This is a genomic window from Aeromonas sp. R10-2 (assembly GCF_040908445.1).
Lineage (GTDB): Bacteria > Pseudomonadota > Gammaproteobacteria > Enterobacterales > Aeromonadaceae > Aeromonas > Aeromonas veronii.
Genome location: NZ_JBFODS010000014.1, coordinates 33,645 through 53,145, shown reverse-complemented (window position 1 = coordinate 53,145; position 19,501 = coordinate 33,645). Strand labels below are relative to the sequence as shown.

Sequence of the window (19,501 nt, the reverse complement as noted above, 5' to 3'; positions counted from 1 at the left end):
GTCACGGTCATGGTCTCGTTCGCTTCGTCAATGGTGTCATCGCTGGTCGGGAAGCTGACGGTGAAGCTGGTCACCCCGGCCGGCACGCTGATCTGGCCGGTGCTGGCGTTGTAGGTCACGCCGTTGCTGAACACCGCGCTGCCGTAGTCCTTGCCCGCTTGCGCGCTGCCATCGGCACTGCCAAAGGCAAAGCTGGTGGCGCTGCTCGACGCATTGGTCAGCTTGACAGTGAACACCAGGTCCTCGCCTTCGGGGGCGGTAACATCACCGGTACCCGTGGCCGGGCCGACCGATTCGATGGTCGGGGCGTCGTCGTTGTCCACGATGGTGCCGGTGGCGGTTTTGCCGCCCACGGTCACGGTCATGGTCTCGTTCGCTTCGTCAATGGTGTCATCGCTGGTCGGGAAGCTGACGGTGAAGCTGGTCACCCCGGCCGGCACGCTGATCTGACCGGTGCTGGCGTTGTAGGTCACGCCGTTGCTGAACACCGCGCTGCCGTAGTCCTTGCCCGCTTGTGCGCTGCCATCGGCACTGCCAAAGGCAAAGCTGGTGGCGCTGCTCGACGCATTGGTCAGCTTGACAGTAAACATCAGGTCCTCGCCTTCGGGGGCGGTCACATCACCGGTACCCGTGGCCGGGCCGACCGATTCGATGGCTGTTGGGTCAACACTACCTTGGTCAGTAGCATTAGCTGTGTTACCCGCTGGGTCGGTTACGCTAGCCGTCACCTGATAGCTGCCTTCAGCCAGCGGAGTGGTCACATCCACGCTGTAGCTGCCACCGGGTTGCACCGTGGCAGTCAAAGTTTGCTGAGTGCCATTGGCATCGGTCACCACTAGGGTGACTGTGCTGCCTGTGGCCGCATTGGTAGTACCAGTAATAGTCGGGGTGGTGTCATTGGTATTGTCAGGCGCATCAACGGTGATCGCTGGAGCGGTTACATCCACGCTCCCCGAATCAGTCGCACTGCCGGTATTCCCCGCAGGATCGGTCACGGTGGCTGTGACGGTATAAGAGCCTTCGGCCAAGGGGGTAACCACATCCACAGTGAAAGTACCAGCGGGTGTGACGATAGCGGTCAGGGTTTGTTGATTACCGTTTGCATCGGTAACCAGCAGGGTGACGATGCTGCCAAGGGGAGCATCCGTGGTTCCGGTCAGGGTCGGAGTGGTGTCATTGGTGTTATCTGGTGCAACTACGGAAATGGTGGGGGGCGTAAGGTTAAATACTTCATCTTCGCCAGCAGCACCCAGGGGCGGCTCACCATTGGCGTTGTAGGTGGTATCGAAAGTGGCTTCGGCAATGGTTGCATCACCGGTACGATCGATGGTGACAAAACCGCCGTTACCACTGGAGCCGGCAACACCACCGATACCGCCACCGCCAGCAGCAGGTGCACCGCCTGCGGCAGAGGCTTCAAAGGCCTGGGTCGGGTCAGCGCCACCCAAGATCGCCTGTTGCAGGGCATTGATATCATCAGGAGTGCCAGCTGCATCATTTTGCGCCAGCTGGGGAGCATCCCCCTCTTCGGCAGGCTCACTCTGCTCGCTGGCTGGTTGCACATTGAACGACTGTCCGCCGCCCATGAAACTGGCGCCATCCGGCGACACGATCACCGCCCCTTTAGGCAGCACATCACCTTCAGCCAACAGCTTCCGGCTGCCATCAGCGGCAACCAGATAAATTTGTCCTTTAAGTTGGGTTACGGTTACGCCCTGTTCCAAGGTAACGGCATTGGTGATCATGTTCTCTCCTGAATCCTGATTTGAATGCAATAAGCCACAGCCTACTTTGCAGACTGAGGGGAAAAATAACCAGCTCGAAAATTCGAAAGGATAGACCGATTTGAGGCTGAACTGTTCAGCCAGACAGAAGTGTGTAAAACGAGGTTGCGAGAATGGTAAAAACCAAAACTATCAATAAATTACAGAATAATGACGAGAGCATGACAAGGCATGCTCCCATCAGGATTAACCCTAGACTCCCGCCCAGAGGATGATAGCCAGCAGCTGTGGCGAGATGATCCGCAGGAACATCACCAGCGGGTAGACAGTAGCGTATGAGAGCGCACTGGCGCCACTGGTCGGGTGCATGGCGTTGGCAAAGGCCAGCGCGGGAGGGTCTGTCATGGAGCCGGCCAGCAAGCCGCACAGGGTCAGATAGTTCATCTTGCCGTAGAGGCGCGCCAGCACACCGACCACCAGCAGCGGGATCAGGGTGATCGCCATGCCGTAGAGCATCCAGGCTGGGCCATCACCGTTGATCAGGGTATCGACAAAACCGGCACCGGACTTGAATCCTACCACCGCCAGAAACAGCACGATGCCGATCTCCCGTAGCGCCAGGTTGGCGCTGGGGGGCATAAACCAGTAGAGCTTGCCGATGCTGCCGATCCGCGACAGGATCAGCGCCACCACCAGCGGCCCACCCGCCAAACCCAATTTGAGAGCGGCCGGGAAACCGGGCAGGTAGAAGGGGATGGAACCGAGCAATACGCCGAGGCCAATCCCGATAAATACCGGCAACATCTGCACCTGCTGCAGTTTTTGCTGCACGTTGCCGACCACATTGGTCACCGCTTCGATGGCGTCGAGACGGCCAACCAGGTTGAGGATGTCACCAAACTGCAGGCTGGTCTGGCTGGTCGGCACCAGTTCGATACCTGCACGGTTGAGACGGGAGATAACCACGTCATAGCGCTGCTTGATGTCCAGATCGCGGATCTTCTTGCCAAGAACCTGCTCGTTGGTCACCACAACCCGCTCGACGCGCAGATCGGTGCCGCGGGTCGAGAGCGAGGTCTCCACCTCCTCCCCCAATACCAGCAACACCTTGTGCAGCGCGTGGCGCTCACCCACCAGATGTAACAAGTCACCCAGTTCGATACGGGATTCCGGCCGTGGCACCATCAGCTCGTCGCCACGCTTGAGCCGTGAACAGATGACATCAGACTCGTCGAGACTCGGGATCTCGCTCAGCATCAGGCCGTGCATGTTGGGATTGCGCACCGCGATGTTGATGGTCTGCAAGCTCTCCTTGGTTTTACCGGTTTGTAGCTCGAACTGGGCGGCTTCATCGTCGATCTTGATGCGAAAAAAGACCCTGACCAGCCACATGGTGAGCAAAATGCCACAGATACCAAACGGATAGGCAACCGCATATCCCATCCCCATCAGGCCGGTAGAACCGGGCGCGGCGCCCAGCTCGGCCAGGATCTGTTGGCCCGCACCGAGGGATGGCGTATTGGTCACTGCACCGGAGAAGACCCCCAGAATGACCGGCAACGGCACATCGAAAAATTGATGCAAGCCAGCAGCCACCACGCAGCCAAGGATGACCAGCAAAGCGGCAAAGGCGTTGAGTTTGAGACCCGAACTGCGCAATGACGAGAAGAAACCCGGCCCGACCTGGATGCCGATGGTATAGACAAACAGGATCAGGCCAAATTCTTGAATAAAGTGAAGCGTTTGTGCATCCAGCGCGAGATCGGAGGCGCCTGCAAAGTGACCTACTATGATGCCGCCGAACAACACCCCCCCTATTCCCAAGCCAACGCCATAGACTCGCCAGTTTCCCAGCCAGAGTCCTAGCACTGCCACCAGCGACAACATGCTGATGGAAAGCGCGATTTCACTCATTTCGTGCATCCTTTGCGAATTGAACTGGCCCTAGCTTGTCAGCAAACACTGATGCCAACTGTGTGATACCGCACGAATTTATCCTTTTACGCGCTAAAAATACCAATTAAGGGCTAGTTGCAAGACGTTAGGCGACGTAGCCGTAAATGGCCATAAAGTGACAAACGCTGCCACCCAGCACAAAGAGATGCCAGATGGCGTGGTTATAGGGGATCTGCTTGGCCACATAGAAGATGACCCCGAGGCTGTAGATAAGGCCGCCAAGCCCGAGCAGCAACAACCCCTCACCGGCCAGATGGATATAGAGCTGGTAGATGACCACCAGCGACAGCCAGCCCAACATCAGGTAGGTAAAGAGCGACAACTTCTTGAAGCGGTTGATAAACACCAGCTTGAACACCACCCCGGCCAGCGCCAGGGCCCAGATCACCACCATCAACCCCTTCGCCAACGGCGTATCGAGCGCCACCAGCAGAAAGGGGGTATAGGTGCCGGCAATCAGCAGATAGATGGCACAGTGATCAAACACCTTGCACCAGCGTCTGGCACGCCCTTCAGCCATGCTGTGATAGAGGGTCGAGGCGAGATAGAGCAATACCAAACTGCCGCCATAGAGGCTGTAGCTCACCAGCGCCTGCGTACCCTGTCCCCATCCCTTGATGAGCAACAGCACCAGCCCGACAATCCCCAGCAACAATCCCGCACCGTGACTCAGCCGGTTTGCCAGCTCCTCCCGGGGGGAGTAATCCATCACACCACTCATAACATCGACTCCACAATAACTGTGGCTCACTCTACCCAGCACCATTTCGGAGTACAAGTGTTCGCTTAAAAAATGGGGTGGCTGTCACCCGCCCCCCTTTGGTGTATGCTCTGCCGCCGATGCCCGAGACAAGCGGCATAGACACCTAACCCGGTGACCTGGTCTGGAGAACCTGATGAAGTTGACTGAGTTGTTTGCACAAGCGGATCCCGCCTTTGGCGAGGCGATGAACACCTTGCTGGAGAGCTTCCACCACTCCGACGACAGTCAGGCCCCCTATCAGCGCGACCTGTTCACCCACCAGCTCGATCAATCCCGCATGCCTGCAGTCGGCCAACCTATCGAGGAGTATCTGGCGCGGCTGGCTACTCTGGTACCCGGCGCCTCGCACCTCACCTCGCCACGCTACATGGGCCACATGACGGCGCCCCTGCCGGCCTATACCGCCGAGCTGTCGCGCCTGCTGGTGATGCTCAACCAGAATCCGATGAAGATGGAGTCCTCCCGCCTGCTCAGCTTTCTGGAGCGGGAGGTGCTGGCCAAGCTGCACCGCCTCATCTATGGCAGGGACGATGCCTTCTACGGCGAGCAGATGCATGCCAAGGATGCCGCCCTCGGCGTCATGACCAGCGGCGGCACCATCGCCAACGTCACAGCTCTCTGGCTGGCCCGCAACCGCGCCTGCGGCGACAACCTGTTCGCGCTCTATGAGCAAGGCTATCGCGGTGCAGTCATTCTGGGCTCCCGGCTGATGCACTACTCCTTCGACAAGGGGATGGATCTGCTGGGACTGGGCGCCCGCAGCGTCTGGCGCCTCGAGACCGACGAGCAGAACCGGCTCAGTCTGGCTGCGCTGGAACAGGCGCTGATCCAGTGCAAAGAGCAGAAATTGAAAGTACTGGCGCTGGTCGGCGTAGCCGGTAGCACCGACTTTGGCTCCATCGATCCCCTGCCTGAGCTGGCGGCCATTGCCGAACGAGAGCAGATCCACTTCCACGTGGATGCTGCCTGGGGTGGCCCGACCCTCTTCTCCCCCCGCTATCAAGGTCTGCTAGCCGGAATAGAGCAGGCCGACACCGTCACCCTGGATGGTCACAAGCAACTTCTGGTGCCGCTCGGTACCGGCATGCTGCTCTGCCGCCAGCCCGACCTGATGATGGCGGTCAAGCGGGAGGCGCCCTATGCCATTCGCGCCACCTCGTTCGATCAGGGTCGCTTTACCCTGGAGGGCACCCGCCCGGCCAACGCCCTCTATCTGGATGCCGCCTTCCAGCTCTTCGGCCAGCAAGGCTATGCCGAGCTTATCGAAGCCAACTACGACCGAGCCAGACTGATGGCCGAGCTCATCGAAAGCGACCCCGCCTTCGAGTTGATGTCTGCTCCGGTGATGAACCTGCTCTCCTATCGCTGCATCCCGCCCCATCTGCAGGGCAAGGTGCTGGATGAGACGGCCAATGCGCAGATCAACGACTTCAACGTGTCCCTGCAAAAAGCCCAGCGGGCCGAGGGGCACAGCTTTGTCTCCCGCACCCAACGAGCGGTGGTACGCTACGGTGCCCAACCGCTCACCCTGCTGCGCGCCGTGCTGCTCAACCCTCTGATTGAAGAGCGCCATATCCGCGACCTGCTGGCCGATCAGCAGCGACTGGGGATATCCATTGCACGCCAACTGTTTGGCGACGGCACGGAACCGGCGTAAAAATGAGCGGTCTTATTCATTTGCCGTTGTCCGCCATGCAGGTAGACTGGGCGAAATTTGCAGGCCATCTTTGAGGACTAGGCGCCAGACATGAAGCAATTTATTGAATTTATTCCACTTATCGTTTTCTTCGCGGTCTACAAGTTCTACGACATCTACATGGCTACCGGCGCACTGGTGGTGGTCACCGGTCTGCAGCTCGCCTATAGCTGGATCCGCTATCGCAAAGTCGAGAAGATGCAGCTCTTTACCTTCCTGCTGGTCGGCTTCTTCGGCGGCCTCACCGTCTTCTTCCACGATGACACCTTCATCAAGTGGAAAGTGACTGTCATCAACGTGCTGTTCGCACTGGGTCTGCTCATCAGCCGCTACGGCTTTGGCAAGAATCTGATCAAACAGATGTTGGCCAAGGAACTGCAGGCACCCGATGCAGTCTGGGACAAGGTCAATCTCGGCTGGGTCGGCTTCTTTACCGTCTGTGGCCTGCTCAACCTCTATGTGGCATTCAACATGCCGCAAGAGATGTGGGTCAACTTCAAGGTGTTCGGCCTGCTGGGGATGACGCTGGTCTTTACCCTGCTGAGCGGCGTCTACCTCTACCGCCACATCCCTGCCGAGCAGTTGTCCCAGCAAAAAGACGAACTCAAAAAGTAACCCTCATCAGAAAAGGATTGTCTCATGTGGTATCTCATCTACTCCGAAGATGTCCCCGATAGCCTGCCACTGCGCAAGCAAGTTCGCCCTGCCCATCTGGCTCGCCTGCAAGCCCTGCAGGATGAAGGTCGGCTGCTGACTGCCGGCCCACACCCGGCCATCGATGCCGAGGATCCGGCCGATGCCGGCTTTACCGGCAGCACCGTCATCGCCGAATTTGCCTCACTGGCTGACGCCAAGGCCTGGGCCGATGCCGACCCTTATGTGGCCGCCGGTGTCTATGCCAAAGTGACCATCAAGCCGTTCAAAAAGGTCTTCTGACCGCAAAGCGCATAGCGAAATAAAAAAGGCCGGACTGGAAGTTCATTCCAGTCCGGCCTTTTTGCATCCCGATATCTCGTTTATGCCTTGGCGACAAACCAGGGATTGAGGATATCGGGCTTGTTGTAGGCAAGGGGTGAGCCATCGAGCTGGGTGACGCTGCCACCCGCCCCCTCCAGCACAGCCTGCGCCGCGCCGGTATCCCATTCGCAGGTCGGTGCGAGGCGCGGATAAAGCTCGGCGCCCCCCTCGGCAATGATGCAGAACTTGAGGGAGCTGCCCATCGATACCAGCTCGATCTCGCCAAAAGGAGCCAAGAAATCGAGGGTCTCCTGCGACAGGTGGTTGCGACTGCCCACCACTCGCCACGCCTCGCCTTCACGATGAGGCCGGGTCTGGATAGGCTCGCGCTTGCCATCGGCGATACGCCAGGCCCCCACGCCCTTTCCGCCATACCAGAGCTTGTCCAGCACTGGGGCATAGACCAGCCCCCAGCGCGGCGTCCCCTCTTCAATCAGCGCGATATTGACGGTGAACTCGCCGTTGCGGGAGACAAACTCCTTGGTGCCATCGAGGGGATCCACCAGCCAGTAGCGTGACCAGCCGTGGCGCACCGCCATCACCTCGGGCCCCGACTCCTCAGACAGTACGGGAATATCCGGAGTCAGCTGTGCCAACCCCTGCACTATCACCTCATGAGCCCCCTTGTCGGCAGCGGTAAGCGGGCTCTCGTCGCTCTTGTACTCCACCGCGAAGGGCTGGCTGTAGATGGCCATGATGGCCGCCCCCGCCGCGCGGGCTACAGGTTCAAGTTCGGTGATATCGGGGTGGTACAGGGGGTGATCCATAACAATCTCGTCCAATTCACAGGGTCAACCAGTGTAACCCTTTTGACATCAACTGCTTATAGCCGATTGTGCTGGGTTATTACAGCTCTATAGCCGCCAGCCCATTGCCCTCACTTGAACAACGCCTGAAATAACAAAGGACGCCGTGGCGTCCCTTGTTATTTTTGGCAGCCTGTATCAGGCCGCCTGTCTGATGGGTCAGATCCCCTGACGGGCTTCCTGCATCAGCAGGCGCATGTCGCTCACGGCTTTGGCCAGACCATCGAAGGCGGCGCGGCCGATGATGGCGTGGCCGATATTGAGTTCATAAAGCTCGGGGATGGCGGCGATGGCCTTGACGTTGTGGTAGTGCAGACCGTGGCCGGCATTGACCTTGAGCCCCTTGCCAGCGGCATAGGAGGCACCGGCGGCGATGCGCTTGAACTCGGCGTTGCGCTCTGCATCTGTGGTGGCATCGGCGTAACGGCCGGTGTGGATCTCGATAAAGGGGGCACCACTCTCGGCAGCCGCATCAATCTGGATGGGATCGGCGTCGATAAAGAGGGATACCTGGGCACCCACAGCAGAGAGGCGGGCAACGGCGTCAGTCACCTTGTCCAGCTGGCCGGCCACGTCCAGACCGCCCTCGGTGGTCACTTCGGTGCGCTTCTCCGGCACCAGACAGACGAAGTGGGGCTTGATGCGGCAGGCGATGCCGATCATCTCTTCGGTCACTGCCATCTCCAGGTTCATCCTCGTCTGGATAGTCTGGCGCAGGATATCCACATCGCGGTCGGTGATGTGGCGACGATCTTCACGCAGATGCACGGTAATGCCATCGGCCCCCGCCTGCTCGGCCACGAATGCGGCCTGTACCGGATCAGGATACTGGGTGCCACGGGCGTTGCGCAGGGTGGCGATATGGTCGATGTTCACACCCAGATAGATTTCACTCATTGAGAACTCCTTGAAAGGCTTCATCTGTTGACTGCGCGGTCAGCGAATCACACCGCGCCAATATCCGTATGTCTGTAATCTGTGTCAGCCTTGCATACTGGCTTTGCGTTTTAAAAACAGCTCCCGACTCTTTAGCTGACGCTTGCCCAGATAGGGTTGCAGTGCCAATCGGCTGAAACGTTTGGCCGCCTGCAGCAAGGGAGGGGTATCGAAACGTCCCTCGGCAAAGGCGAGCAGGTGGGCACCGAGAAACAGGGTACGGGGATCCGGCGCCCGCTCGCAAGCAACAAAGCCCAATTCACGCTCGAAGCCATAGAGCAGGGTCGGCTCGATGGGGGACTCGTCGTCCGCCGTGTATTCGAAATCCACCGCATAGCCGAGCGCCTGCAACAGCAGGAACTCGAAGCGACGCAGCGGCAGCTCCGGCGTCTCGCCATCGGCCAGCGCCATGATGGCACGGGCATAGGCATCGAACACTTCGGGGAACGGGGTGTGCGCTTCCAGCAGGTAGTAGACCAGCTCGTTGAGATAGAGGCCGTAGAAGAGACGATCGCCGCCGAGACGCAGGGAGTGATCCGGGCATTCGACCTGGGTGAGGTTCTTGAGATCCCCCTTGCCGCGCCAGGCGATGGTGAGCAGGGTAAAAGGTTGCAGCAGCCCCTTGAGAGGGGAGCGTGGCCCGCGAGAACCGCGAGCCACCAGAGTAAATCGGCCACTATCCTGGGTGAAGACCTCGACCAGCTGGCTGGTCTCCCGATAGGGCCGACTGTGGATGACGAAAGCCGGGGTCAGCAATCAGTCGTCGCCATACCCGAGGCTGCGCAGGGCGCGCTCATCGTCAGCCCAACCGGATTTGACCTTGACCCACAGCTCCAGGTGCACCTTGTTCTGGAACAGACGTTCCATATCGAGGCGCGCTTCGGTGCCGATGGTCTTGATCTTCTCGCCCTTGTTGCCGATGACCATCTTCTTCTGGCCATCACGCTCGACCAGAATGAGGCCGTGGATGTGGTAGAGGCCGTTCTCTTCCACCTTGAAGCGTTCGATCTCCACCGTCACCGAGTAGGGCAGCTCCTCGCCGGTGAAGCGCATCAGTTTCTCGCGGATGATTTCGGAGGCCATAAAGCGGGAGGAGCGGTCGGTCACGTAATCTTCCGGGAAGAAGTGGACGTTTTCCGGCAGCAGATCCTTGGCCCACTCGCGGATCTTCTCCACGTTGGTGCCTTTTTCGGCACTGATGGGCAGAATATGGGCGAAGTTCATCTGTTGGCCCAGCCACTCGAGGTGGGGCAGCAGATCTTCTTTCTCTTTGACGTTGTCGATCTTGTTGACCGCCAGTACCACAGGGCACTTGAGATTGCGCAGCTTGCCCAGCACCATCTCGTCGTCTTTGGTCCAGTGGGTACCGTCGACCATGAACACCACCATGGCCACATCCCCCAGCGAACTGGTGGCGGCACGGTTCATCAGGCGGTTGATGGCCCGTTTCTCTTCAATGTGCAGACCCGGGGTGTCGACATAGATGGTCTGGTAGTTATCCTCGGTGTCGATCCCCAAAATCCGGTGACGGGTGGTCTGGGGCTTCTTCGAGGTGATGCTGACCTTCTGGCCAAGCAGCTTGTTGAGCAGGGTGGACTTGCCCACGTTGGGGCGGCCCACGATGGCGACAAAGCCGCAATAGGTAGTATCTGTCATGACAGTTTTTCCAATGCTTGCTGCGCAGCGGCCTGTTCGGCCTTGCGACGGCTGGTGCCGACCCCGACGAGGGGACCATCCAGACCTTCCACGTCACACTGGACGGTGAACTCCTGGTTGTGGGCCTCGCCCTTGACGTTGGTCACGGTGTAGGTCGGCAGGGATTTGCGGCTTCCCTGCAAAATTTCTTGCAGACGGGTCTTGGGATCTTTCTGCTCGATGCCCGGCTTGATCTCTTCCAGGCGGCTGGCATACCAGCTCAGCAGCAGTGTCCGCACCGTCTCAAGATTGGTATCCAGATAGACGGCACCGATCACCGCCTCGACCGTATCGGCCAGAATGGATTCGCGGCGAAAACCGCCGCTCTTGAGTTCGCCGGGACCGAGGATCAAGTGATCCCCGAGGTCAAACTCCCGGCCCAGTTCGGCCAGGGTCTTCTCGCGCACCAGGGTGGCGCGCATCCGGCTGAGATCCCCTTCCGCCGCTTGCGGGAAGCGGTGGAACAGATCGTCGGCAATCACCAGACTCAAAATGGAGTCCCCCAGAAATTCCAGTCGTTCATTGTGACGGGAACCGGCGCTGCGGTGAGTCAGCGCCCGGGTCAGCAGTTCCAGATCCGCAAAGACATGCCCGAGACGGGACTGCAGTCTGTTCATCTTGATATTCATTTACTTGATTCCGCCAATGCGGTTGAAGCGCACACCTGTCGGTACCCAACTTGGCAGCAGGGAGCCTTCTTCGCGCTCGAATTCAAAACTTATCCAGATAGCGACCGCCTTGCCGACCAGATTCTGCTCGGGCACAAAGCCCCAGAAGCGGCTGTCGGTGCTGTTGTCGCGGTTGTCGCCCATCACGAAATACTGGCCTTCCGGTACCACCCACTCGTCGGGGTAGGTGCCGGGCTGGCGATAGTAACGGCCAACCATGTCGGGCATCAGTGGATTGCGCAGGGTCTCGTGGGAGACATCACCCAACTGCTCGGTATAGCGATCAAGGGGGATCCCCATCTGGGTAAATTCGCCTCTTTGTTCAAACTTGACGTCGAGCTTCTTGAAGCCCGGACACGTTTTCCCTTCCTGCTCTTCGCACTTGGGCCGGATCATCAGCTCCTTGTTGCGATAGATGACCCGATCACCCGGCATGCCGACCACCCGCTTGATGTAGTCAACGCGCGGTTCAAGAGGATACTTGAACACCACCACGTCGCCACGCTTGGGCTCGCCAGTCTCGAGGAACTTGGTGTTGGTCACCGGGTCCCGCAGACCGTAGGCAAATTTTTCCACCAGGATGAAGTCGCCCACCAGCAGGGTGGGCATCATGGAACCTGACGGGATCTGGAACGGTTCAAAAATGAACGAACGCAGGATCAGCACAAAGGTGATGACCGGGAAGACCCCGGCGGTCTGCTCAATCCAGACCGGCACGGGGGCGACCTTGGCCAGGGTCTTCTCATCCAGGTGGGCACCGCCATGGGCACGAGCCACGGCAATCTTGGCGGCGCGCTGCTTGGACCAAATCATCTTGTCCAGACACCAGATAACACCGGTGATCGCGCAGACCACCACCAGGATCAGGGAAAACGTGCTTGCCATCTATTAATCCTTTCCGACGTGGAGAATCGCGAGGAAGGCTTCCTGCGGCACGTCGACACGGCCGAGGGACTTCATCCGCTTCTTACCTTCTTTCTGCTTGTTCAGCAGTTTCTTCTTACGACTCACGTCACCACCGTAACACTTGGCGGTTACGTCTTTACGCAGAGCCTTGACAGTGCTGCGAGCGATGATCTGGTTGCCGATGGCCGCCTGAATGGCGATATCGAACATCTGGCGCGGGATCAGCTCGCGCATCTTCTCCACCACCTGACGACCGCGATACTGGGCGTTGTCCTTGTGGGTGATGATGGCCAGGGCATCGACGCGCTCACCGTTGATCATGATATCCAGACGGACCATGTCGGAGGTTTCGAAACGCTTGAAGCCATAGTCCAGCGAGGCGTAACCACGACTGGTGGATTTCAGACGGTCGAAGAAGTCGAGCACCACTTCCGCCATCGGGATTTCATAGGTCAGCGCCACCTGCTTGCCGTGGTAGACCATGTTGGTCTGCACGCCACGCTTCTCGATACAGAGGGTGATCACGTTGCCCATGTACTCCTGCGGCAGCAGGATATGACACTCGGCGATCGGCTCGCGCATCTCCTTGATGCTGGTGATGGCGGGCATCTGGGCCGGGCTGTCGATATGGATGGTGGAGCCGTCGGTCAGCTCGATCTCGTACACTACGGTCGGCGCCGTGGTGATCAGATCCAGATCGTATTCACGCTCCAGACGCTCCTGAATGATCTCCATGTGCAGCATGCCGAGGAAGCCGCAACGGAAGCCGAAGCCCAGTGCAGTAGAGCTCTCAGGTTCGAAGAACAGGGAGGCATCGTTCAGGGAGAGCTTGTCGAGGGCGTCACGGAACGACTCGTAGTCATCGCTGGAGATAGGGAACAGACCCGCATAAACCTGCGGCTTCACCTTCTTGAAGCCAGCCAGCGCCTTGTCGGCACCATTCTTGGCCTGAGTCAGGGTATCGCCCACCGGCGCGCCGTGGATGTCCTTGATACCGCAGACAACCCAACCTACCTCGCCGCAACCCAGACCCTGGGTATCCACCTGCTTGGGCGTGAAGATACCGATACGATCGACACCCCACACCTGACCAGTGCTCATCACCTTGATCTTGTCGTTCTTCTTCAGGGAACCGTTCTTGATCCGCACCAAAGAGACAACGCCCAGATAGGAGTCGAACCAGGAGTCGATGATCAGCGCCTGCAGCGGGGCATCCGGGTCACCTTCCGGCGCCGGGATCTTGGCAACGATCTCTTCCAGCACCAGATCAACACCCAGACCGGTCTTGGCGGAGCAGCGCACCGCATCGACCGCGTCGATACCGACGATGTCTTCGATCTCCTCGGCAACCCGCTCCGGCTCAGCAGCCGGCAGGTCAATCTTGTTCAGCACCGGCACCACTTCCAGATCCATTTCCATGGCGGTATAGCAGTTGGCCAGAGTCTGTGCCTCAACCCCCTGGCCGGCATCCACCACCAGCAGCGCCCCTTCACAGGCCGCCAAAGAGCGGGAGACCTCGTAGGAGAAATCCACGTGGCCCGGGGTGTCGATAAAGTTCAGCTGGTAGGTGTTACCGTCTTGTGCCTGGTAGTTCAGGGTCACACTCTGTGCTTTGATGGTAATGCCGCGCTCGCGCTCCAGATCCATGGAGTCAAGCACCTGAGCCTGCATCTCGCGGTCGGACAAGCCACCGCAAGTCTGGATCAGACGGTCCGACAGGGTCGATTTACCGTGGTCGATGTGCGCAATAATCGAAAAGTTACGAATGTGTTTCATCGAGCAAGAGTCACTCAAAATTAGTTAAGGTCAGTTATGGAGGCGCGATTTTACTGGATAACCCGGCTGACGGCCATTCTTTAGTCGCCAACGCCAGTGAAATAGCGCCTGTTCAGTCAGGAGAGGGTACGGACGGGAACCACAACGCCGAGCATCTGCGGGCCGTAGCGCCCCTGATCCAGGCGGTTGGAAAAGTAACGAACCAGTAAAAAGCCCAGCACGCCCCCCAGCAGGCAGCAGAGAATGGTAATCCCCTCCCCGCCCGAGAGCAGCGGCGCCAGCCAGAGCTGCCCCAGCAAGGCGCCGGCCAACAGACAGAACAGCGGCAGCACGTAGACCAGCGCAGCCCCGCGCAGCAGACTCTCTTGCGGGATACCGAGCCTCACTTGCTGGCCAACCCGCACCTCGGCGGTCAGCCTGACTCGCAAGCGGGGAGCTTTCAGGGGAAACGCCTTGGCCACGGTGCCGGTACCGCAGTTGGATTGCTGCTGACAACCACTGCAGGCGGAGCGACGCTCGCACTCCACCCAGGCATGGTCACCCTCAATGGCCACCACGGTCGCCAGCTCTTCACTCATCTCATTCACGGCAACACCTCGGGTTCACACAATCAGGGGATCTGACCATGACTCGCCACGCTCGGCAAGCGGGGAACAACCCCGCAGCCCCCGTTACTGCACCGCTTCGTTGCGTGCCAGCGGCTGGACCGACTCGGCGATGCGCTTGGCGGTTTCGGCAGGCACCTCGCCGACCACGGTGATCTCGACCCCCACCTCGTTGACATAGCTCACCAGCGAGGTTGCCCCCTGGCGGATCAGCTGCTGGCGCACCGCCTGCTTGGGATCGACCCGGGAGACGTAGACCGAGAGATCCACCAGCCCGTCGGAGAGCATCATGTAATCCACCGGCATACTGGTGGTCACCAGCTGGTGCCGGTCTTGCGACAGCACCTTGAAGCCATCGGGCAACCAGGTGATCTGCCAGTTCAACTGCTGTTGCGGCGCCGGATAGGCATCCTCCAGCGCCAGCGCCGGAGGCTGCTTGCTGTTGGCCAGCTTCACCAGCCAGGGGGCCGGTTTGCTCTGCAGATCCAGTTCGACACCAAGTACCTGCTCCACCAGATTGCCTTCCCGCTCGACCATGTCGATCCGCAGCAGCAAGTGGCTCTGCTCGTCAATCCAGAGCACGAAACCATATTTGTCGGCCTCTTTAGGCACCAGCCTCACCACCTGTGCCACCACACCGGCGACCCGGCTGCGACCGGCCAGCACAGGATCATAGCTCTCCAGCACCTGCGCCAGCGGCATCTTCACCAGGGTCGACCAGATGCCGGGGAAGCGGGCATCCTTCAGGGTGTAGGGATCGTGGCTGTTTTCAAAGAAGGTGTATTCGTTCTGGCGCTGGAGATACTCGATCGCCTTGCCGTCAAGGTAACTGAGGTGGGCCACTTCCTTGCCGTTGATCACGGCATGGCTGATCCGGATCGGTTCAAGACGCCCCTGACGGGCCTTGACCATGGACAACTCGAAATTCTGTTGCTGCACGGCACTCTGCATCTGCTGCAACAAGGCCTCGGCCGACTTATCGTCGGCCGAGGCCTTGGCACTGATCAGCAGGAGAGAGGCCAGCAAAATACGGCTGGACTGGCGCACGTTTGTATCCCTGACAATTCGTTATTGTTGGAGCTGTCTGTCTTGCAACAGGCGCTGCTGCAACTGGTGGTCACGCAGGAAGGCGTTGATCCGCTCCCGCTGCTCCTGCATCTGCTGTTCGGTCAGCCCTTGCTGACGGGCACGGGCGCCATCCTGTTGCGGATAGTGAACACTCACAGGTGCCGCACTGCCACCGATTGGAATGGTATTGAGCACCGGATTGGCCGGAACGCCATCCTGTCCCTGATACTGCTGCACCCCGAAGATAACGGCAGCGGCCACGGATGCCGCAATGGCATATTGACCCAGCTGCTGACCGACACGGCGGAACAACGGAACCACATTAGAATCTGTCTTGACCGGTGCAACGGCAGGTTGCAGCACGGGAGCCGTCTCGACCGGCTTGGGTGCCAGTATGGTGGGCTCATCCTCCAGCGCAGCCATGATGCTGTCACTGAGATCCAGTTGCAGATTGACCGGCAGGTCACCCCGCATGGCATCGCCGATCAGGTGGTAACGACCCCAGGTATCTTGCAAGTCGGAGTCCATCTCCAGCTCGTTCAGTACCTCTGCGTCACTCAGGTCACCATCCATCAGGGCAGAGATTTGCTCTTTATTTGCCATAAGTTAACCCGTCTTTCCCCAGTTAATTCTCGATCAGAGGTTGCAGCTTTTTATCGATTGCTTCCCTCGCCCGGAAGATACGGGATCTGACCGTACCCACTGGGCAATCCATGATTTCGGCAATCTCTTCGTAGCTCAGCCCTTCCAGTTCGCGAAGGGTGATAGCTGTCCTCAGGTCTTCCGGCAATGCCTCTATGGCTGAAAACACGGTGCGTTTGATCTCGTCAGTCAGCGCCAGGTTTTCGGGGGTTGAGACCTCTTGCAAGGCTTCACCACCACCATAAGACTCCGCTTCGTCAGCCTCCACATCACTGCTGGGCGGCCTGCGCCCCAGGGAGGTGAGATAATTCTTCGCCGTGTTCACGGCAATTCGGTACAACCAGGTGTAAAAAGCACTTTCGCCACGGAATGTCGGCAATGCACGGTAGGCTTTTATAAAGGCCTCTTGCGCCACATCGGGCACATCACCGGGATTGTTGACATACCTGGCAACCAGGTTGACCACCTTATGCTGGTATTTTTTTACCAACAGGTTGAAAGCTGCTTTATCGCCGCGCTGGACCCGTTCAACCAGCTGTTCGTCCAGTAGATTCTGGTCGCTCATCAGAGCCGTAAAACCCCCATCAGGTTATCGTTTTTCTTTTCCGGCCCTTCCTAAGCGCACAAGTTCAGACAGGGAGAATCAGAGAAAGTTCGCTTCAATTGAAAAAAATGTGATGCAGGCTGCATCCTCGCCCTCGCTTGGGCTACCATGGTGCCAGTTCTTAATCCAGGCCAATGATACTTATGAAAGCAAGTGTTGAATACCTTTGCGATGTACTGATCATTGGCAGCGGTGCCGCTGGTTTGTCCCTCGCGTTGCGATTGGCAGACCACGCCAAAGTCCTGGTTCTGAGCAAGGGGCCCATCAGTGAAGGGGCCACTTTCTATGCGCAAGGAGGCATCGCTGCCGTTTTCGACGAAACCGACAGCATCGAATCCCACGTGAGCGACACGCTCAACGCGGGCGCCGGGTTGTGTGACCCGGCAGTGGTCGAATTCACCGCTCGCCACGCCCGCGAGTCCATCCAGTGGCTCATTCAGCAAGGGGTCCCCTTCGATCAGGAGGAGAACGCCGATGGTGAATCCCAGTACCACCTCACCCGGGAAGGGGGCCACAGCCATCGCCGCATCTTCCACGCGGCCGACGCCACCGGCAAGGCGGTGCAACTGACCCTGATCGATCAGGTGCGCGCTCACCCCAATATCCAGCTGATGGAGCGCTTCAACGCGGTCGACCTCATCACCACCCGCAAGCTCAACCTGCCGGGCAACAAGGTGCTGGGGGCCTACGTCTGGAACCGCAACGCCGAGCAGGTCGAGGTTATCCGCGCCCGTTTCGTGGCACTGGCCACCGGCGGCGCCTCCAAGGTCTACCAGTACACTTCCAACCCGGATGTGAGCTCTGGCGATGGCATCGCGATGGCATGGCGGGCCGGCTGCCGGGTGGCGAACCTGGAGTTCAACCAGTTCCACCCCACCAGTCTGTTCCACCCCGATGACCCCAACTTCCTGCTGACCGAAGCGCTGCGTGGCGAGGGGGCCTATCTGCGCCGCCCGGACGGCAGCCGCTTTATGCAGGAGTTTGACGAGCGGGCCGAGCTGGCGCCGCGGGATATCGTCGCCCGCGCCATCGACCACGAGATGAAGCGGCTCGGGGCGGATTGCATGTATCTGGACATCAGCCACAAACCGGCCGATTTCATCATCAAGCACTTCCCGACCATTTATGAGCGCTGCCTCGCGGTCGGCATCGACATCACCAAGGAGCCGATGCCCATCGTGCCGGCCGCCCACTATACCTGTGGCGGCGTGATGATCGACAACAACGGCCAGACCGATATCCCCGGCCTCTACGCCATCGGCGAAGTGACCTACACCGGTCTGCACGGCGCCAACCGCATGGCCTCCAACTCCCTGCTGGAATGCGTGGTTTATGCCCATCAGGCGGGGGCCGACATTCTGGCCAAGCTGCCGATGAGCGTGGAGCCGCCGCGCCTGCCGGTGTGGGACGAGAGCAAGGTGGAAGATTCCGACGAACTGGTGGTGATCCAGCACAACTGGCACGAGCTGCGGTTGATGATGTGGGACTACGTGGGAATAGTGCGTACCAACAAACGCCTGGCCCGCGCCAAGCGCCGCATCGACCTGCTCAAGCAGGAGGTGCAGGAGTACTACGCCAACTTCCGCGTCTCCAACAACCTGCTGGAGCTGCGCAACCTGCTGCAGGTGGCCGAGCTTATCGTCAACTGCGCCCTGCAGCGCAAGGAGTCCCGCGGCCTGCACTACAACCTGGATTATCCGGATATGCTGCCGGACTCCAAGCCGACCGTGCTGACCCCGGAGCGGGATTAATCCCCTTCCAGCCAAGCGTTGCAACAATCAGTGACCCCGCCCCGGCGGGGTCACTTGTTTTCAACCGCTTTTCAGCCACAAAAAGAGTGTCGCCAGCCACATGGCAACAGCTTATCGCGATAAATCAGCGCATGGTCATCACGGAAAGCAGGCGTCAGCGCCGGGACGGCAGAAAGTGGATGGCTCGCGCCAGCAGGCGGTAATGTTCGGGGGGAAGGGCGTCGGAGAAGAGCCACAGTTGCCGTGGCGACGCCGATTCAGAGCCTTCCGGCTCGGGGCAAAGCGCCAGCCTGAGCACGCCGGGCAAAATACGGCTTTTCTTGCCGAGCTGATAGCGGCAACCTTGCCACTGTAGCCACTGACCATCCCAGACAAGCTCGAACGGGGGCGCGGCGAGCGCCCGCCAGCTCAACCAGAGCGCCGCCAGCCAGACGGGCAGCAACAGCGCCCACTGCCAACCGGCAATCAGGCCAGCCACCGGCCAGAGCAGCAACAGAAAGAGGGCCACCAGCAAACATTGCTGATGGCGGGAGGGGTGAACCGTCATGATCACCCGCTCCACGGTATTACCCCTGGCGGTCGTGGCGCGCCTGATTGCGCTCCAGGATCATCGGGATCATGGCGGCAAATGCGGGATCGGCAGGGACACCATGACCCATGCACCATTTGAACAGATCCGGATCGTCGCTCGCCAGCAGGCGGATAAAGGTCTGCTGATCGGCTTCGCTCAGGGAGTCGAACTCGTGTTCGAAAAAGGGCATAAAGATCACATCCAGCTCGAGCATACCGCGACGGCAGGCCCACTTCAGGCGGGATTTTTCAACTGGGCTCAACATGGCACTCTCCTTACAAAGACCGGGGGATGGTACCAGCTGGATTTTCCGGCTG

General features: G+C 59.3%; 20 protein-coding genes. 4 read left to right on the top strand and 16 right to left on the bottom strand.

The window, feature by feature from the left end:
• From AB5Y97_RS02765 to AB5Y97_RS02755, 3 genes are all read right to left on the bottom strand, one after another.
• Nucleotides 1-1,745 (bottom strand): retention module-containing protein (locus AB5Y97_RS02765; RefSeq protein WP_368157219.1); only part of this gene is annotated, 1,745 nt, incomplete at its 3' end.
• Nucleotides 1,746-1,976: 231 nt separating this feature from the next.
• Nucleotides 1,977-3,638: a putative transporter gene (locus AB5Y97_RS02760; protein ID WP_021229463.1), complete on the bottom strand. Its 1,662-nt coding sequence runs from the start codon at nucleotides 3,636-3,638 to the stop codon at nucleotides 1,977-1,979.
• A gap of 127 nt (nucleotides 3,639-3,765) precedes the next feature.
• On the bottom strand, nucleotides 3,766-4,401 hold the full coding sequence (locus AB5Y97_RS02755) for a hemolysin III family protein (protein WP_005335337.1): 636 nt from the start codon (nucleotides 4,399-4,401) through the stop codon (nucleotides 3,766-3,768).
• Between the two features lie 175 nt (nucleotides 4,402-4,576).
• Between AB5Y97_RS02755 and AB5Y97_RS02750 the strand changes: the two genes are divergently transcribed.
• The 3 genes from AB5Y97_RS02750 (at nucleotide 4,577) to AB5Y97_RS02740 (ending at nucleotide 7,075) form a co-directional block, all read left to right on the top strand.
• Nucleotides 4,577-6,100 (top strand): aminotransferase class V-fold PLP-dependent enzyme, encoded by a 1,524-nt coding sequence (locus AB5Y97_RS02750; protein ID WP_216952964.1) that lies wholly within the window; start codon nucleotides 4,577-4,579, stop codon nucleotides 6,098-6,100.
• Between the two features lie 90 nt (nucleotides 6,101-6,190).
• A complete protein-coding gene (locus AB5Y97_RS02745; RefSeq protein ID WP_216952963.1) occupies nucleotides 6,191-6,754 on the top strand; it encodes a septation protein A in 564 nt (187 codons plus the stop codon).
• 24 nt (nucleotides 6,755-6,778) lie between these two features.
• Entirely contained in the window at nucleotides 6,779-7,075 is a 297-nt protein-coding gene (locus AB5Y97_RS02740) for a YciI family protein (protein WP_368157218.1), read from the top strand.
• Nucleotides 7,076-7,155: 80 nt separating this feature from the next.
• Here the strand turns inward: AB5Y97_RS02740 and cysQ are convergent, their stop codons facing one another.
• From cysQ to rpoE, 11 genes are all read right to left on the bottom strand, one after another.
• Nucleotides 7,156-7,911: a 3'(2'),5'-bisphosphate nucleotidase CysQ gene (gene cysQ, locus AB5Y97_RS02735; RefSeq protein WP_368157221.1), complete on the bottom strand. Its 756-nt coding sequence runs from the start codon at nucleotides 7,909-7,911 to the stop codon at nucleotides 7,156-7,158.
• 210 nt (nucleotides 7,912-8,121) lie between these two features.
• Entirely contained in the window at nucleotides 8,122-8,859 is a 738-nt protein-coding gene (pdxJ, locus tag AB5Y97_RS02730; protein ID WP_201944399.1) for a pyridoxine 5'-phosphate synthase, read from the bottom strand.
• Nucleotides 8,860-8,943: 84 nt separating this feature from the next.
• A complete protein-coding gene (gene recO, locus AB5Y97_RS02725; protein WP_005335391.1) occupies nucleotides 8,944-9,654 on the bottom strand; it encodes a DNA repair protein RecO in 711 nt (236 codons plus the stop codon).
• Complete coding sequence (gene era, locus AB5Y97_RS02720; RefSeq protein ID WP_005335393.1) at nucleotides 9,655-10,554, bottom strand: GTPase Era; 900 nt, start codon at nucleotides 10,552-10,554, stop codon at nucleotides 9,655-9,657.
• Nucleotides 10,551-11,222: a ribonuclease III gene (gene rnc / locus AB5Y97_RS02715; RefSeq protein WP_005335394.1), complete on the bottom strand. Its 672-nt coding sequence runs from the start codon at nucleotides 11,220-11,222 to the stop codon at nucleotides 10,551-10,553. The genes era and rnc overlap by 4 nt, the downstream gene beginning before the upstream one ends.
• The gene (lepB, locus tag AB5Y97_RS02710; protein ID WP_005335395.1) at nucleotides 11,223-12,146 is read right to left on the bottom strand and encodes a signal peptidase I; all 924 of its coding nucleotides are present in this window, start codon (nucleotides 12,144-12,146) and stop codon (nucleotides 11,223-11,225) included.
• A gap of 3 nt (nucleotides 12,147-12,149) precedes the next feature.
• Complete coding sequence (gene lepA, locus AB5Y97_RS02705) at nucleotides 12,150-13,943, bottom strand: translation elongation factor 4 (protein WP_005335396.1); 1,794 nt, start codon at nucleotides 13,941-13,943, stop codon at nucleotides 12,150-12,152.
• A 116-nt stretch (nucleotides 13,944-14,059) separates the two neighbouring features.
• Nucleotides 14,060-14,521 carry a SoxR reducing system RseC family protein gene (locus tag AB5Y97_RS02700; RefSeq protein WP_368157220.1) on the bottom strand — a complete coding sequence of 154 codons (462 nt, stop codon included), beginning with the start codon at nucleotides 14,519-14,521 and terminating at the stop codon, nucleotides 14,060-14,062.
• A gap of 93 nt (nucleotides 14,522-14,614) precedes the next feature.
• A complete protein-coding gene (locus AB5Y97_RS02695) occupies nucleotides 14,615-15,595 on the bottom strand; it encodes a MucB/RseB C-terminal domain-containing protein (protein WP_005335407.1) in 981 nt (326 codons plus the stop codon).
• Between the two features lie 21 nt (nucleotides 15,596-15,616).
• Nucleotides 15,617-16,219 (bottom strand): RseA family anti-sigma factor, encoded by a 603-nt coding sequence (locus tag AB5Y97_RS02690; protein ID WP_064335572.1) that lies wholly within the window; start codon nucleotides 16,217-16,219, stop codon nucleotides 15,617-15,619.
• Between the two features lie 22 nt (nucleotides 16,220-16,241).
• Nucleotides 16,242-16,823, bottom strand: coding sequence for an RNA polymerase sigma factor RpoE (rpoE, locus tag AB5Y97_RS02685; RefSeq protein WP_064335571.1), 582 nt, complete (start codon nucleotides 16,821-16,823; stop codon nucleotides 16,242-16,244).
• A gap of 182 nt (nucleotides 16,824-17,005) precedes the next feature.
• On the opposite strand from rpoE, the gene nadB reads away from it, so the two are divergent.
• A complete protein-coding gene (gene nadB, locus AB5Y97_RS02680) occupies nucleotides 17,006-18,613 on the top strand; it encodes an L-aspartate oxidase (RefSeq protein ID WP_110304308.1) in 1,608 nt (535 codons plus the stop codon).
• Between the two features lie 154 nt (nucleotides 18,614-18,767).
• Here the strand turns inward: nadB and AB5Y97_RS02675 are convergent, their stop codons facing one another.
• Together AB5Y97_RS02675 and AB5Y97_RS02670 are read right to left on the bottom strand one after the other, a co-directional pair.
• Nucleotides 18,768-19,160, bottom strand: coding sequence for a protein YgfX (locus tag AB5Y97_RS02675; RefSeq protein ID WP_368157217.1), 393 nt, complete (start codon nucleotides 19,158-19,160; stop codon nucleotides 18,768-18,770).
• A gap of 19 nt (nucleotides 19,161-19,179) precedes the next feature.
• A complete protein-coding gene (locus AB5Y97_RS02670) occupies nucleotides 19,180-19,449 on the bottom strand; it encodes a succinate dehydrogenase assembly factor 2 (protein WP_005335417.1) in 270 nt (89 codons plus the stop codon).
• Nucleotides 19,450-19,501: the final 52 nt, after the last annotated feature.

Excerpts from the sequence above, each read along its gene's own strand:
- AB5Y97_RS02760 (WP_021229463.1), bottom strand. The coding sequence starts at position 3,638 with ATGAGTGAAATCGCGCTTTCCATCAGCATGTTGTCGCTGGTGGCAGTG.
- AB5Y97_RS02755 (WP_005335337.1), bottom strand. The coding sequence starts at position 4,401 with ATGAGTGGTGTGATGGATTACTCCCCCCGGGAGGAGCTGGCAAACCGG.
- AB5Y97_RS02750 (WP_216952964.1), top strand. The coding sequence starts at position 4,577 with ATGAAGTTGACTGAGTTGTTTGCACAAGCGGATCCCGCCTTTGGCGAG.
- AB5Y97_RS02745 (WP_216952963.1), top strand. The coding sequence starts at position 6,191 with ATGAAGCAATTTATTGAATTTATTCCACTTATCGTTTTCTTCGCGGTC.
- AB5Y97_RS02740 (WP_368157218.1), top strand. The coding sequence starts at position 6,779 with ATGTGGTATCTCATCTACTCCGAAGATGTCCCCGATAGCCTGCCACTG.
- pdxJ (WP_201944399.1), bottom strand. The coding sequence starts at position 8,859 with ATGAGTGAAATCTATCTGGGTGTGAACATCGACCATATCGCCACCCTG.
- era (WP_005335393.1), bottom strand. The coding sequence starts at position 10,554 with ATGACAGATACTACCTATTGCGGCTTTGTCGCCATCGTGGGCCGCCCC.
- rnc (WP_005335394.1), bottom strand. The coding sequence starts at position 11,222 with ATGAATATCAAGATGAACAGACTGCAGTCCCGTCTCGGGCATGTCTTT.
- lepB (WP_005335395.1), bottom strand. The coding sequence starts at position 12,146 with ATGGCAAGCACGTTTTCCCTGATCCTGGTGGTGGTCTGCGCGATCACC.
- lepA (WP_005335396.1), bottom strand. The coding sequence starts at position 13,943 with ATGAAACACATTCGTAACTTTTCGATTATTGCGCACATCGACCACGGT.
- AB5Y97_RS02700 (WP_368157220.1), bottom strand. The coding sequence starts at position 14,521 with ATGAGTGAAGAGCTGGCGACCGTGGTGGCCATTGAGGGTGACCATGCC.
- AB5Y97_RS02690 (WP_064335572.1), bottom strand. The coding sequence starts at position 16,219 with ATGGCAAATAAAGAGCAAATCTCTGCCCTGATGGATGGTGACCTGAGT.
- rpoE (WP_064335571.1), bottom strand. The coding sequence starts at position 16,823 with ATGAGCGACCAGAATCTACTGGACGAACAGCTGGTTGAACGGGTCCAG.
- nadB (WP_110304308.1), top strand. The coding sequence starts at position 17,006 with ATGAAAGCAAGTGTTGAATACCTTTGCGATGTACTGATCATTGGCAGC.
- AB5Y97_RS02675 (WP_368157217.1), bottom strand. The coding sequence starts at position 19,160 with ATGACGGTTCACCCCTCCCGCCATCAGCAATGTTTGCTGGTGGCCCTC.
- AB5Y97_RS02670 (WP_005335417.1), bottom strand. The coding sequence starts at position 19,449 with ATGTTGAGCCCAGTTGAAAAATCCCGCCTGAAGTGGGCCTGCCGTCGC.